14 protein-coding genes are annotated in these 14877 nt (G+C 56.7%); 9 read left to right on the top strand and 5 right to left on the bottom strand.

Annotated features, from left to right (window positions below; genetic code table 11):
- Position 1: 1 nt before the first annotated feature.
- From smpB to mutM, 4 genes are read left to right on the top strand one after another with little or no spacing between them, the layout of a single operon-like run.
- Positions 2-475 (top strand): SsrA-binding protein SmpB, encoded by a 474-nt coding sequence (gene smpB / locus C6362_RS00665; protein WP_014016334.1) that lies wholly within the window; start codon positions 2-4, stop codon positions 473-475.
- A gap of 17 nt (positions 476-492) precedes the next feature.
- Positions 493-828: a hypothetical protein gene (locus tag C6362_RS00660; RefSeq protein WP_014016335.1), complete on the top strand. Its 336-nt coding sequence runs from the start codon at positions 493-495 to the stop codon at positions 826-828.
- A gap of 18 nt (positions 829-846) precedes the next feature.
- Positions 847-3423, top strand: a complete 2577-nt coding sequence (gene polA, locus C6362_RS00655; protein ID WP_014016336.1) for a DNA polymerase I — start codon at positions 847-849, stop codon at positions 3421-3423.
- Positions 3424-3431: 8 nt separating this feature from the next.
- Positions 3432-4256, top strand: coding sequence for a bifunctional DNA-formamidopyrimidine glycosylase/DNA-(apurinic or apyrimidinic site) lyase (gene mutM / locus C6362_RS00650; RefSeq protein WP_014016337.1), 825 nt, complete (start codon positions 3432-3434; stop codon positions 4254-4256).
- A gap of 18 nt (positions 4257-4274) precedes the next feature.
- Here mutM and C6362_RS00645 read toward each other — a convergent pair whose 3' ends face one another.
- Both C6362_RS00645 and C6362_RS12265 read right to left on the bottom strand, forming a co-directional pair.
- Positions 4275-5648 carry a DUF389 domain-containing protein gene (locus C6362_RS00645; protein WP_014016338.1) on the bottom strand — a complete coding sequence of 458 codons (1374 nt, stop codon included), beginning with the start codon at positions 5646-5648 and terminating at the stop codon, positions 4275-4277.
- A gap of 27 nt (positions 5649-5675) precedes the next feature.
- Positions 5676-5840, bottom strand: coding sequence for a BCCT family transporter (locus C6362_RS12265; RefSeq protein ID WP_305887646.1), 165 nt, complete (start codon positions 5838-5840; stop codon positions 5676-5678).
- Positions 5841-6073: 233 nt separating this feature from the next.
- On the opposite strand from C6362_RS12265, the gene C6362_RS00635 reads away from it, so the two are divergent.
- Complete coding sequence (locus C6362_RS00635; RefSeq protein ID WP_014016339.1) at positions 6074-7510, top strand: alanine/glycine:cation symporter family protein; 1437 nt, start codon at positions 6074-6076, stop codon at positions 7508-7510.
- Complete coding sequence (gene mmuM, locus C6362_RS00630) at positions 7507-8457, top strand: homocysteine S-methyltransferase (RefSeq protein WP_014016340.1); 951 nt, start codon at positions 7507-7509, stop codon at positions 8455-8457. Before C6362_RS00635 ends, mmuM begins: the two co-directional genes overlap by 4 nt.
- Positions 8458-8532: 75 nt before the next feature.
- Here mmuM and C6362_RS00625 read toward each other — a convergent pair whose 3' ends face one another.
- Positions 8533-9546: a YeiH family protein gene (locus C6362_RS00625; RefSeq protein ID WP_014016341.1), complete on the bottom strand. Its 1014-nt coding sequence runs from the start codon at positions 9544-9546 to the stop codon at positions 8533-8535.
- Positions 9547-9671: 125 nt separating this feature from the next.
- Here C6362_RS00625 and C6362_RS00620 point away from each other — a divergent pair, with 125 nt between their 5' ends.
- From C6362_RS00620 to C6362_RS00610, 3 genes are all read left to right on the top strand, one after another.
- On the top strand, positions 9672-10556 hold the full coding sequence (locus tag C6362_RS00620) for a LysR family transcriptional regulator (RefSeq protein WP_014016342.1): 885 nt from the start codon (positions 9672-9674) through the stop codon (positions 10554-10556).
- Between the two features lie 110 nt (positions 10557-10666).
- Positions 10667-11101, top strand: a complete 435-nt coding sequence (locus C6362_RS00615; protein ID WP_014016343.1) for a MarR family winged helix-turn-helix transcriptional regulator — start codon at positions 10667-10669, stop codon at positions 11099-11101.
- Between the two features lie 53 nt (positions 11102-11154).
- Positions 11155-12108: an epoxyqueuosine reductase gene (locus C6362_RS00610; protein WP_014016344.1), complete on the top strand. Its 954-nt coding sequence runs from the start codon at positions 11155-11157 to the stop codon at positions 12106-12108.
- Positions 12109-12138: 30 nt separating this feature from the next.
- Here the strand turns inward: C6362_RS00610 and C6362_RS00605 are convergent, their stop codons facing one another.
- Positions 12139-13074, bottom strand: a complete 936-nt coding sequence (locus tag C6362_RS00605; protein ID WP_014016345.1) for a glycosyltransferase family 2 protein — start codon at positions 13072-13074, stop codon at positions 12139-12141.
- Entirely contained in the window at positions 13071-14747 is a 1677-nt protein-coding gene (locus tag C6362_RS00600) for a glycosyltransferase family 39 protein (protein ID WP_014016346.1), read from the bottom strand. Before C6362_RS00600 ends, C6362_RS00605 begins: the two co-directional genes overlap by 4 nt.
- Positions 14748-14877 lie beyond the last annotated feature (130 nt).

The raw sequence follows: 14877 nt of genomic DNA, 5'->3' as shown, positions 1-14877 counted from the left end.
TTTGGCAACGTCACCGACAAAAGGTGTGAAATATATTTCGGACAACCGCAAGGCCCGTCACGATTATTTTATCCATGAAACGTATGAAGCCGGCATTGCCCTGACGGGGACGGAAGTCAAGTCCCTGCGCCAGGGCAAGGTCAATTTGAAGGACAGCTTCTGCCGCATCGAGAACGGCGAAGTCTTCCTCCTGGGCATGCACATCAGCCCCTATGACCAGGGCAACCGCTTCAACCACGATCCCCTGCGGACGCGCAAGCTCTTGCTCCATAAATATGAAATCATCAAGCTCCTGGGCAAGATCCAGGAAAAAGGCTATACCCTCATCCCGCTCAACCTCTATTTCAAAAAGGGGAAGGTCAAAGTGACCGTCGCCCTGGTGACCGGGAAGAAACTCTACGACAAGCGGCAGGCCCTGGCTGAAAAAGAAGCCAAGCGCGACATTGAACGCCGCATGAAGAGCCGTAACTATTAACAGAAGGAGAATCGTCTATGAATTCAGAAGATCCCAAAATCCTTTCCGATCACGAACGGGACAGTTTCCGCGGCCAGACCATTGACGAAGATGGTACGGTCCACGACCAGAAGTCCCTCTATGAAGAACGGCTGCGCCAGGAACAGGAAGCGCGTCGCCAGCACAGCGGCATCCATATCGTCACGTCCGGCCTCTCGTGGCGCGTCAAACTGGCCCTGGGCTTCATCGTCTTCTGCATCGTCGCCGTCATCATCGGCGCCCTGGGCTTCATCATCATGGCCATGCCCTACCTCTTGGGCATCTTCGTCATCTACTGCATCTACAGCATCGTCAGCTCCCTGCTGCATCGGTGAAGGGAGTAGGGAGGTTCTATGAAAGAAAATATCGTCATCATCGACGGCAGCAGTCTGCTCTACCGGGCCTTTTATGCCATTCCGCATCTGACCGACGCCCAGGGGCATCCGACCAATGCTGTCTATGGCTTTTTGAACATGTTATTGAAATTATACGGCGAACTGGACCCGCAGTACGTCGCCGTCGCCTTCGACAAGGGCAAGCACACGTTCCGCAACGACTTGTTCGACGGCTACAAGGCTACGCGCAAGCCGGCACCGGACGACCTGCGGCCGCAGTTCGCCTTGATCCGCGAAGTCCTGGCCTGCCTGGGCATCTGCGTCCTCGAACAGGAAGGCTATGAAGGAGACGACATCATCGGTACCCTGGCCCGGCGGACCGCTGCCGATGGCTATGCCGTCGACGTCGTCACCGGTGACCGCGATGCTTTGCAGCTGGTCACAGACGACGTGACGGTCTATCTGACCAAGAAGGGTATCACCAACATGCTGGCCGTCACGCCGGCCGTCATGGAAAGCGAATACGGCTATACGCCGGCCCAGGTCATCGACATGAAGGCTCTCATGGGCGATACGGCCGACAACATCCCCGGCGTCCCCGGTGTCGGCGAAAAGACGGCGCTCAAGCTCATCAGCCAGTTCGGCAGCGTCCACGGCGTCTATGAGCACTTGGACGAAGTGAAGGGCAAGAAATTGCAGGAAAAACTGGCCGATAACAAGGACAAGGCCGTCTTGTCCAAGGATTTGGCGACCATCCGCTGCGACGTGCCCCTGGATTATACCATGGACATGTTCCAGCCCCAGCCGCGCCAGGAAGACGTGGCCCAGCTCTTCCGCAGCCTGGGCTTCCGCAATCTCCTGGAACGCTTTGCTGCCTTCGACCGCTTTTCCCATCTGGCCGAAGGGGTGGCCCCGGCTGAAACCGTCCAGGTCATGGCCGCTCCCGAGGCAGCCAGCCTGAAAGGGAAGACCGTCGCCGTCGCCGCCCGCTATGACGACAGCCAGCCCATCCCGGCCGTGACGGCCCTGGCCATGGCTGTCGAGGACGGCGCTTTCGTCGTCCCCGAAAGCAAGTACGACGCCTATCTCGCCGTCCTGCCTGAAGCGGCGGCCGTCGTCACCGATGACGGTAAGAATCTGACCAAGGCCGCATCCCGCGTGGCATCGGGCCGCCTGCCCTTGAAGGACATCGTCCTGGCAGCCTACTTGTTGGACCCGACGCGGACGGCTTACGGCTTGACGTATATTTCTGAGACCTTCGACGTCAGCCTCCAGGAAGGGGCCGAAGACGACGAACAGAAGCTGGCCGGCGATGCCGCCTTTGCCTTCCAGGTCTGGCCCAAAGCGGCAGCTGAATTGGATAAGGCATCCCTGACACAGCTCTATGATACCATCGAAGAACCGCTCATCCATACGCTGGCCGTCATGGAAATGAACGGCTTCACTGTCGATACGGACCGCCTCATGACCATGAAGAGCGAATTGTCCCGCCAGGCTGATGCCCTGGAAGAAGCCATTTACGACGACGCCGGCGAGACCTTCAACATCAATTCGCCGAAACAGCTCGGCGTCATCCTCTTCGAGAAGTTGCAGCTGCCGGTCATCAAGAAGACCAAGACGGGCTATTCGACGGACAGTTCCGTCCTCGACGCCCTGCGCGACAAGCATCCCATGATAGACAAGATCCTGCACTTCCGGGCCTTGAAGAAACTCATTTCCACTTATCTCGATGGCCTGGAACCGCTCATCGTGCCGGAAACGGGGCGCATCTATACCCATTTCAACCAGATGGTCACGTCGACGGGACGCTTGAGCAGTTCCGACCCGAATCTGCAGAATATCCCCATCCGGACCGAACAGGGCCGCAAGATACGCTCCCTCTTCGTGCCCGGCGAAGGCTATGACTACATCGTCTCTGGCGACTATTCGCAGATCGAATTGCGCCTCCTGGCTCACTTGTCCCAGGACCCGACTATGATTGACGGCTTCAAGAAGGGCCAGGACATTCACCGCCGGACGGCGTCGGAAGTCTTCGGCATCCCCCTGGACGAGGTCACGCCGGAAGAACGGTCCCATGCCAAGGCCGTCAACTTCGGCATCATCTATGGCATCAGCGACTTCGGCCTGGCCCGGAATATCTCCATTTCCCGCCAGAAAGCCAAGGAATACATCGATTCGTATTTTGCCCGCTACAGCACGGTCCATGACTACATGGACGGCCTCATCGCCTCGGCGAAGGAATCGGGCATGGCCGTCACCATGTTCGGCCGCCGCCGGGCCTTGCCGGAAATCAACAGCAAGAACTTCACGCGCCGGTCCTTTGCCGAACGGACGGCCATGAACACGCCTATCCAGGGCAGTGCTGCCGATATCATCAAGCTGGCCATGAACGCTGTCCAGGACGAACTGGAAAAGCGCCACTTGAAGAGCCAGCTCCTGGTCCAGGTCCATGACGAACTGGTCCTGGAAGTCCCGGCCGGGGAAAAGGACGAAGTGGAACAGCTCCTCAAGGACACGATGGAACACATCGTCGACTTGTCCGTGCCCCTCGTCGTCGACATTCACAGCGGCGTCAACTGGGAAGAAGCGAAGTAGGTGAAATCATGCCAGAATTACCGGAAGTAGAAACGATACGGGCCTTCCTCGACGAGCGTGTCCGGGGAAAGGCCATTACGGCCGTTGAAATAGGCCTGCCCAGGCTCATCAAGAATACGACGGCAGACCGTTTTGCAGCCGCCTTGACCGGCCAGACCCTGGAAGGCGTGGAACGCCGCGGCAAGTACCTCTTTGTCCGCTGCCGCGGTCCCTGGTCCTTTCTGGTCCATCTGCGCATGACAGGCAGCCTGCTCTATGAAGAAAAGCCCGGCCAGTATGCTGGCCGGGCCATTCATCTTATCTTTACGCTCAGCGAAGGGCGCCTCCTCTACCGCGATATCCGCACCCTGGGCTGCCTGTGGCTCGTGCCGTCAGAGGGGGCGACAGGCGTCAAAGGTTACGACAACCTGGGACCGGACGCCATCAGTCCGGACTTCACGACGGACCGGCTCTATGACCTCCTCAAGGGCTGCCACCGGCCGGTGAAGACGCTCCTCCTGGACCAGACGAAAGTGGCCGGTTTGGGCAATATCTACGTCGATGAAGCCCTGTTCCGGGCGGGCATCCGGCCCCTGCGCCACAGCGATACAGTGACCAAGAAAGAAGCGGCCCGCCTCCATGAAGCCATCGTCGCCGTCCTCCAGGAAGGCCTGGAACACGGCGGCACGACGATTCGTAACTTTATCAGCGGTAACGGCAAAGAAGGGCAGAACCAGGACAACCTCCGCGTCTACGGCCGCGAAGGCACGCCGTGCACGGTCTGCGGTACGACCATCGAATACACTAAATTGAACGGCCGCGGTACCCACTACTGCCCGAAGTGCCAATCGTAGGGGCCGACCGCCGCAGTTCTACCACTGGATCCCGTTGCCGTAGTATTCGCTGGGCGTATCGCTGGTCTGGACATTCATGACGACGGGCATCTTGACCTGGCCTTTGATCCAGTCGTGGAGACGTAGGGCGTCGTCGGCGCTTAACGGCGTCGTGACGGTGACTTCAGCTATGAAGCGGTCATAGCTGAAGTCACCGTTTTTTGTATCTTTGCTATGGTTCAAGGCAGTCAGTGTGCCGCCTCGGACGGACTGTATTTCTGGGAACAATAAGGGGGCCTGGCTGTTGAGGGTTTGGATGACCTGCTGGTCAGCCGCCGCCCGTTCGTAAGCCGGGTAATATTTGCTGGTCAGCATCTTGTAAGAGGCTTCTTTGTCGGCTTTGCCCTGTTTTTCGATGCGGGCATTGATCAACTGCTGCACTTCCTCTGTGTTCAGGTTCCGGTTTCCCTGGATGATGGAGAGGGTTATGCCTTGCAGGCGGTGATAGTGGCTCATGGCTGTTTTCAGCTGCTCGATTTGTTCTTCGGTCAAGACCGCCCCGACGAGGTCGACCGTCAAGGTATCGTCTTTCAGTGCATACGATACGACGCTGGTTTTCTCGAACTGCATGTCCGTCTGGATGAACGACTTGACCTGGACTTCCTGGAGGGCGTCTTTTACCGTCTGATGGGCCAGGTAGATACTGGGGATGGTGATCAAGAGGCCCAGTGTGACCAAGACGAGGCGTTGTTTGCGGAAATGGGCCTCGGCAATATTGCCATGAGGCGGTACTTTCAGGACTTTGAAGACCAGGAACGAGGACAAGGCAATGAAGAAGGCATTGATGAAGAACAGGTACAAGGCACCCAGGAAAAACGTGTGATTCCCGGAGGCCAGCCCATAGCCGGCCGTACAGAGGGGCGGCATTAGTGCCGTGGCGATGGCGACGCCGGGGATGACATTGCTCTTTTCTTTCCGCGTGTTCCCGACCGCACCGGCAATCCCGCCGCATAAGGCGACAAGGACATCCCAGATCGTCGGGGTAGTCCGGGCCAGCATTTCATCTGTCGGCGAGGTCAACGGCGAAAGGAGAAAATAAATCGAAGCTGTCAGCACGGCCAGGCCGACCTGGAAAGATAATTTGATGAGGGATTTGCGGATAAAAGGGACGTCATATGTGGCCATTCCGTAGCCCGTTGCTACGATACCGCCCATCAGCGGGGAAATGAGCATGGCGCCGATGATGACGGCGACGCTGTTCAAGTTCAGGCCGATGCAGGCGATCATGATGGCCATGACTAAGACAATCAAGTTCGTGCCTTCGATGGTGGCGTCGGATAAGATGCGCTGATTGATGACTTCCATCGGGGCCGAGTCGCTTTTCAAATCGATTAAGTTATTCCAGCGGTTCATGATTTTCCTCCTTGTCTGGGATGTACTTTATCCGTCAGGTATAAGTCGTGTTTGCCGGCTGCCAGCATCTTGACATACCGTTCTGGAAAGCCGGGTCGACGGTCTGTTTGAGGAATTGCCCATACCGGCTGAAAACAGCATGCACAGCCAGGAAAAAAAGGAGAATTCTGGTTTTTCATCTTCGTTTCCCAAGCGGATGTCACCGAGCTTTCCCAGGCATAAGATGACCAGGAAGAGGAAAAAAAGGCGACACAAAGAATGTATACCCAGCTCCAAAATAAAAATGAAAGATATGAACAAATTAATTGGATTATATAAATTGTACCATATCGAAAAGTACGTGACAAATGGAAGGAATCATTGACTTTTTCTATGGCTTATGTCATTCTTAGTAAGTCAGATTATGTATGGATTGGGGGAAGATTATGATTTTGAATGGATTGATGGCGGTCTCCGATGCGCTATGGGGGACGCCGATGATTGTCGTGCTGGTCAGCATGGGCTTGTATTTGAGCATCCGTTTTCATTTTTACTATAATTTCCGGCATATTGGCTTTCATTTCCGCAATACTTTTGGCAAGATGTTCCAGCGCCATGGCAGCGGCCAGGGGTCGGTATCGGGGTTTGCCGCAGCTTGTACGGCCATGGCCAATACGATCGGCGTCGGCAATATCGGCGGCGTGGCGACGGCCATCGTTTCCGGCGGACCCGGCGCCGTCTTCTGGATGTGGGTCTCGGGCTGTCTCGGCATGTCGACGAAGGCCTGCGAAATCATTTTGGGCCAGCGCTTCCGCGTCAAGTATTCTGAATCCATGGATGAATACATGTGCGACCGGTCCTTTGTCATGCGCAACGCCCTGGGCTGGCGGAAAGGGGCTTTCCTGCTGGCCATTGCCTGTTTCACTCTGGGTCCCTGGACGTGCAGCGTCCAGACGGAATCCGTCGTCGGCGCCCTGCGGGAAGCCTTCGGCATCGACCCGCTCTGGTCAGCCGCTTTTCTGGGCCTCACCTGTTTCGTCACCATTTTCGGCGGCTTGCGGCGCATTTCGGCCGTCATGGAACGGGTCGTGCCCATCATGGCCCTGCTCTACATCCTCGGCGGCCTGGCCATCCTCGTCCAGCATCTGCCGCAGGTACCGGAGACGCTGGAATTGATCGTCCGCAGCGCCTTTACGCCCATGGCCGGTGTCGGCGGTTTCGCCGGGGCCACCGTCAAGGACGCCATGCGCTATGGCATTGCTCGCGGCCTTTATTCCAATGACGCCGGTACGGGCTATGGCATCATCGCCCATGCGACGGCCCGGACGGATCATCCTGTCCGCCAGGCTTCCTGGGGCTGGGGCGAAGTGTTCCTCGATACGATCGTCGTCTGCTCAGTCACGGCCTTGTCGCTGCTCCTGACAAATTCCTACATCGATTATCCTGGTGTCGACAGTGCCAGCTTGACGACGGTGGCCTTTCGCATTTCCTTTGGTGACTGGGGCGCCTGGTTCATGGCCATCGCCATTACGGTCTTTGCCTGGACGACGATCATCGGCATGTATTACAGCTGCGAAAAATCGGTCAATTATGCTTTCGGCGATACCCGGCGCAACCGCAGGGCGATCAAGGTCTATATGATCTATTACATGATTCCCTGTGTCGTCCTCTACAATGCCAAAGCCGATGCCCTGTGGGCCATGACCGATATTTTGTCGGCTATTTACGTCATGATCACGATTTTATTCATCGTCACGCAGCGGAAAGAAATTTTCCGCTTGTTCAATGATTTCTGGTTCCGTTTCCTGCCGGCGCAGGAACGAGGGGAAAATCCGCCTGTCGTCGCTTATGGGACGGTGCCTGTGAAAGGGGAAAGAAAATGAAAAGTACATTGAAACAGATTTTGGACCGCGAGGGCATCCTGGTCCTCGACGGCTCCATGGGGACAGCTTTGGAAAATCTCGGGGCCGATTTGAACAACAAACTGTGGACGGCCCGCGTCCTAGCCGACCGGCCGGAACTGGTCAAGGAAGTCCACATCCAGTATTTCCGGGCCGGCGCCGATGCGGGCATTACCTGCAGTTACCAGGCCTCTTTGCCGGGCCTGATGGAAACGGGGTACAGCCGCGAACAGGCAGAAGCCCTCATCACCCGGGCAGTCCAGGTCTTTTTGGACGCTCGCCAGGAATGGTGGGACGCCGAAGGGAAGCAGGCCGGCCGGTCCTGGCCGCTCTGTCTGGCCAGTGCCGGCCCATACGGGGCTTATTTGGCCGATGGGTCCGAATATAAGGGCCATTACGGCGTCAGTGCCGATACGCTACGGGACTTCCATCGCCGCCGGGCGGAACTCCTGTGGCAGGCCGGTGCCGACGTCCTGCTCTTTGAAACGGAACCGTCCCTGATGGAAGCGGAAGTCGAAGCGCAGATCGCCGAAGAACTGGGCGCCCCCTATTGGATCAGCTTTTCCTGCTGCGACGGCCGCCACAACTGCGAAGGCCAGCTCCTGGCCGATTGTGCCCGCCAGCTGGCCCGTAACTATCCGCACCTGCAGGCCATCGGCGTCAACTGCACGAAGCCGGAATACATTGCCAGCCTCATCGGCGAATTGAAAGGGGCATCAGACCTGCCGATCATCGTCTATCCGAACAGCGGTGAAGAATATGACCCGCAAACCAAGACCTGGCATGGTGTCGGGACGGACCGCCGTTTTGGCGATTATGCCCTGGACTACATGAAAGCCGGTGCCGTCGCCGTCGGCGGCTGCTGCACGACCGTAGCCGACCACATCCGCCAAGTCGTCGCCGCCCGCAGAACGTATACGGGAAAATAATCGTTTATAGTACAGAGTTTGTAGTTTGCAGAAAAAGGCGCTGTCGCATGAAGACAGCGCCTTTTTCTGCACTTCCTAGAACCACGTGCGCACGATGAACCAGGACAGGGCCAGGATGACGAAGGAGCAGGTGATGGCGCTGACCATGGGGCGGACGCCTTCTTTGGCGATGACTGAGAAGTTGACGTTCAGGCCCAGGGCGGCCATGGCCATGCCCAGGATGAGGTAAGCTATCTTGACCAGCATGGGGACGGCCGATCCGATGGCGGGGATATAGGAGCCGATGGCACTGGCTGCGATGAAGCCGCCCATGAACCAGGGGATAGGGACTTTGAATTTCTGATCCCTATCCTGGGACTGACGGCGCTGGCGCCAGGCTTCGACGATGCCCAGGATGATGGCAACCGGAGCCAGGAGCAGGACGCGGGATAATTTGGCGATGATGGCGCTGTCTGTCCCGACCGGGCCGGCACTGCCGCCGGCGGCGACGGCGTGGGCGATTTCATGGAGACTCAGGCCGGCCATGACGCCGAACTGGCTGTCCGTAAAGCCCAGGATGGGCTGGGCGAAGACTTCGATGAGTGTAAAGACCGTGCCCAGGATGGCTACGATGGCGACGGCCAGGACGGACTGGTCAGCCTTGGCCTTGAGGGCGCCGGACACGCCCATGACGGCGGCGGCGCCGCAGATGCTGCAGCCACAGGCCGTGAGCAGGGCCAGGGTGTGGTCGACGCGCAGGAAACGGGCGGCGGCGTAATTGAGGGGAATCATGATGGCGACGACAAAGACTGCCGCTTCCAGACTTTGCAGACCGGCGCTGACCAGGACGATGAGATTCAGCTTGAACCCCAGGAAGATGATGCCGGCCCGGAGAAATTTGTTGGCAATGAAGCCCGTACTTTCCCGGGCTGCCAGGGTGACGGGACGGCAGACCTGGATGACCATGCCCAATAGCAGGGCCAGGACGAGATGGCCTATGAGGGAAAAGCCCGGCAGGGCTGCCAGGGATTGGCCGGCCAGGGAACAGGCCAGGGTCAGGACGACACCGAGCAGGGCGTGGCGCCAGTCGATCATAGTGGATAAATGCATGATGAAGTCACTCCTATACTGATATTTGAGATGACTCCAGTATAATCTGCCTCTTTCAATAAGTAAAATACTAGGATATAATATAATATATAAGTATTTGCCTATGAATCGAGGAGGAGAAGTCCATGACCTTGCGCCATTTCCGCATTTTCCTGGCTGTCTGCGAGCGGCTGAGCATGACCGAAGCGGCCCGCCAGCTCCACATCAGCCAGCCGTCAGTCACCCAGGCCATCCATGAAATGGAAGACCATTACGGCATATTGTTATTCGAACGCCTGGGTCGTCATATTTACCTGACCGCTGCCGGCGAGAACTTGAAACAGTATGCCTATCAGATTTTATCGCTCTGCCAGCAGGCTGAAGACAGCCTGACAGCCATGCAGCGCTCATTGCCTATCCGCCTGGGCGCGAGCATCACCATCGGCGACATCTTCCTGGTGGAGCTCCTGACGTATTGCCGCAGGACGCGGCCTGACTGGTCTATCTTGTCGGCCATCCACAACACGGAAGAGCTGGAGCAGTTCCTGATCGAAGATAAATTGGACCTGGCCCTCGTCGAAGGACGGATCCAGTCGCCGTACCTCGTATCCCGGCCCATCCTTACGGATTATCTGACCCTCATCGCCTCACCGGACAGCGAATGGAGCCGCAAGGCCATTACAGCGCCACAGGACCTGGATGGCCTGCCCGTCTTCGTCCGCGAACAGGGAAGCGGCACGCGGGATCTCTTCGAGCGCGTCCTGGAAGCACACCACCTGACCTGTCAGGTCGTCGGCGTCTATAACAATTCGGAAGCCATCAAGAAAGCCGTCATGGCCAACCTGGGGCTCGCCGTCTTGTCCCGCCGCCTGGTCCAGGACGAAATCAAAACGGGCCGCCTCGTCGAGCTCCCCTTGCCAGATCTTGAATTCAAGCGCCATTTCCGCCTGGTACACCACAAGAATAAATACCTGACCCAACCCATGCAGGACCTCATATCCATCTGCTGCCACAGTGAGGAATGGCTGTAAAGGGCCTATCCTGTGATGTCCCTTTTGATAGCAAATAAGGGCTGACTGCTTCTTGACGAAATCGGTGGCTGATGATAATATAGTGCATATACACGATAAGGAGATAGGACATGAATCAAGAGTGTAATGCCAGCAAGAAAGTTCATTTACGGCAATGTCATTGCTTCAATTTACGGCAAGTTACCTTGGCCGTCACGGCTTTATACGACAAGTATTTGCAAGAATCAGGGATTACGGCGCAACAGTATTCTATTCTCTGGCATAGTAAGGAATTAGGCCCTCTATCAATTACAGAATTAGCCTCAGCCATGAATTTGGACCGGACGACTCTTTCCCGGAATATTACGCTGCTTACGAAACGAGGATTGCTGGAAACGCTTCCTTCTACAGGGCGGCGAAGACTCGTTCAATTGACAGGGCAGGGACAAGCTGTGTTTGCGCAGGCCTATGAATCTTGGCAGCAAGCGCAGCAGCAACTGGAATCCCGTTTGGGAAAAAAGCAAATGAGCCAGTTAGAAGATTTGTTGGCCCAGCTAATGGGATAGATATATATTTTTTTATTTTAACGTGTATATACACGATATAAGGAGAGCTGAACATGGATACGGATAAATTAGGGCAAGTCATTTACGAGAAGGCCTTAGCCTGTGGTTTTGATGATTGTGGCATCATTCCGATAGATGATATGGATGGATTTCAACAGCGGTTACAGGAACGGGAAGAAAAAGTCCCGTCCAGTGCCTTTTTTTATCAGGGAATGGGCGATTTTGCGAATATTAAGAAACGCTTCCCTTGGGCAAAATCGGTAATCATCGGTACGTATTGGTTAGGAAAGTACCGCTTTCCCCCTTCGCTGCAGGGTAAATATGGCAAAGCCTTTTTCCTGTCGCCCAGTAATAGTGTCTGTAAGGAGAGTCTCACTGCGCGCAGAGACTTTGAAACGTGGTTTAAGGAGCAGGGAATCCGCTGTGAAGGAGGGGACCAATTTGGTCATCCCAGCATTGGTCCCCTGCGATATGCGGCCATGATGGCAGGGCTGGGGATTATTCGCAAAAATAATTTTTTCTATACGAAAAAAGGTTCTTTTGTGGAGCTGGTGGGATATGTGATAGACCAGAAGGCCTGGTGTCATCATGTACCGGATATACGACCTTGCGCCGAAAGTTGTCATCTGTGTCAAACCCATTGTCCCAGCGGCGCCCTGAAAGGGCCGTTTACCATGAGCCCGCTGGAATGTGTCTCTTTTATCACGACCTTTGCCAAAGGAGAACTCACTCCGGGGCTGAATGATAAGAACTGCAGTACTTGGATTTGTGGGTGTGACAGCTGCCAGGACGCCTGTCCCTATAATCGGCAGCATGACTGGAATCAAGGCGACGCCTATCCTGGACTGGAAGAACTGGCTCCCCAGCTGCAGCCAGAAAAATTACTGGCGCAATCAGATACATTCATCCAAGAGAAGGTCATACCTTATACGGACTATCATATCGCTGCGGACGAAGCCGAAACATTGAAACGATGCGCCGCCCGCTCCTTAGACAATCAGATGTGACCGGGAGAAGGGGACTTCCCTATGATGAATCTATTTTTTTTCTTTTGTACTCTCACCGACGATGTATGGCGGGCGGCCTTTGCTTTCGTTATAGATGCGGCCGACGTATTCGCCGAGGATGCCCATGAAGGTGAATTGGACGCCGCCGATGAAGAGGATGAGGGAGATGAGGGAAGGGTAGCCCGGGACGTCTTCGCCGTAGAGCAGGGTGCGCAGGACAATGAAGATGAGGTAGATAGCGGCGACGAAGGCGAAGAAGCAGCCGGCGAAGGCGGCGATGCGCAAGGGCGCCGTCGTGAAGCTGGTAATGCCGTCGATGGCCAGGTTGAAGAGTTTCCAGTAGTTCCACTTGGTCTTGCCCGCGGCCCGGGGCGGCCTGTCGAAGAGGATTTCTTTCTTCTCAAAGCCAATCCAGCAGAAGAGGCCTTTCGTGTAGCGCTGACATTCGCGCAGGCTGCACAGGGCTTTGACGCAGCGTTTGTCCAGAAGGCGGAAGTCGCCGACATCTTCCTGGACCGGGACAGGGGATAACTTTTTCAGCAGGCGGTAATAGACGTGGCTCGACCACTTCTTGAAGAACGTTTCCCCCTCACGGTGGCGCCGGCGGGCCGAGACGTCGCGGTAGCCTTTTTCCCACCAGGCAATCATGTCCGGCAGCAGTTCCGGCGGGTCCTGGAGGTCGGCGTCCATGATGACCAGGGCGTCGCCTTCGGCGTAGTCCATGCCGGCCAGCATGGCCGCTTCCTTGCCGAAATTACGCGACAGGGACACGTAGGCCACGCGCGCATCTTTTTCGTGGAGCTGGCGCAAAATGGGCAGGGTCCGGTCGCGGCTGCCGTCGTTGACGAAGATGAAGGTGAAGGCGTAGTCTGGCAGGCTGTCGATGACGGCGCACGTCCTTTCGTAGAACTGGGGCAGGACGGCTTCTTCGTTATAGCAGGGGACGAGGATATCTATTTGTTTCATCGCTTGTCACCTCCCGCGGCGGCCCGGTTCAGGAGGACCGTGTAGTCTTCCACGTCGAAGCGCTGGGCCGGGGCCGATCCCAGGACGCGCAGGGCTTCGTCGCGGTATTTCGGCTGGACGACGATGACGGCCGGTTCATCGCTGTTCCAGCGGTCATACAGGTCCTGGCTGTCGTAGTACATGCCTGTCCGGTCCGTATGATGGATGCCAAATTCCAGTTCGCCCATGAAGTTGCCGGCGGCGATGGGCCGGTCCAGGTAATAGACCAGGCCGGGCATGAACGAGCCGTACATGATGATGGGCGTGCTGTCCGGGACGTGCAGGGCCCGGATGTCCTGGCTGACCGTGTAGGCCGTCTGGTGGTCATGGATCTGCCCTTGGACCTGATGGGCGCCGAGGCCGAAGCCGTAGGCCATGACGCTGAGGATGACCAGGACGGAGAAGAAATCCCGCTTGCGGTGCCAGACCCAGGCCGCGGCCAGGGTGCCGATGAGGAGCGACGCTATAAGCAGGCCGCCATGGGTCAGGAAGTCGGCGACGGTCAGGAAATCCGTGTGCATGAGGTAGACGATGCCCGCTGCCGTGAACAGCAGGCAGAGGATGGCGTTGATGAGAAAACTGTGGCCGAGCCAGCGCCCTTGGTGACGGCACCGTTCGATGGATGCGGCCAGGAGGACCGACAAAGGCAGCCAGCAGGGCAGGATGTACGTCGGCAGTTTCGAGTCGGAAACGCTGTAGAAGACGTAAATCAGGCCGGCCCAAAGGGAGAGCAGCAGCAGGTCCTGTTTGTGCCGCAGGGAGCCGGGCTTGCGGAAAATCCCGTCCTTACTGAAGAACGTCGCCAGAAAGCCGGTCCAGGGCATGAGGCCGGCGATGAGGACGGGGACGAAGTAGTACCAGGGATGGAAGCGTTCGTGCATCTTGGTGGCGAAGCGCAGGAAGTGCTCGCGGATGAAGAAGAAATAGAAGAAGTCGGGATTCTTCTGGCAGACCAGGTAGTACCAGGGCATGGCGATGACCAGGAAGAGGGCGATGCCCGGCAGGTAGAAGAGCTTGAGGAAAAGGCGCGGCCGCTTGCTGAGCAGGGCATACCAGAAGAGGATGCCAACGGGGAAGACGATGGCGATGAGGCCTTTCGTGAGCATGCCGAAGCCCATGGCGGCATAGAAGAGGAGCAGGTACTTCTTGTTTTCCGTCCGCTCGAAGACGTAGAACGAGACCAGGCAGGCGTCGATGAAAAAGGTCAGGGCCATGTCCATGACGCCGATAGAGGCGACGATGAGCTGCAGCGCCGACGTAGCTACGATGATGGCGGCGAGGATTCCCGTGCGCCGGCCGTACATGGTGCGGCCCAGCCAGAAAGCCAGGAAGACGTTTCCAAGACCCGTCAGGGCCGGCAGGATGCGGCCTGTGAATTCACGGAAGCCGAAGAGTTCCATGGACAGGGCCGTGATCCAGTATTGGAAAATAGGTTTCTCGAAATAGGGCATATAGTCGAAATGGGGCGTGATGTAGTCGCCGGAGAGGACCATTTCCATGGCGACCCGGTGATAGCGCCCTTCGTCGAGCTCGATGAGATGATACGACCCGATATGGGCCAGATAGAGAAAGGCCGCAGCAGCGATGAAGAGGCCCATCAAAAAGTGCCGATGGCGGCGGATTGCGTCAGTCATAACTTACCTCCTATGTATATCTTTATCTATAGTATACAGGAGAAATATAAATAAATCCTAAATGACCTGACGATTTTACGGATTTTCTACGAAACGGCGCAGAAGTTGTGACAATTCTTCTCATCGTGTC

It is taken from the genome of Megasphaera elsdenii DSM 20460, assembly GCF_003010495.1.
In the GTDB taxonomy this organism is placed as follows: Bacteria; Bacillota; Negativicutes; order Veillonellales; family Megasphaeraceae; genus Megasphaera; species Megasphaera elsdenii.
The sequence above is the reverse complement of the archived record's forward strand: the minus strand, read 5'-3'. Positions and strand labels throughout refer to the sequence as shown.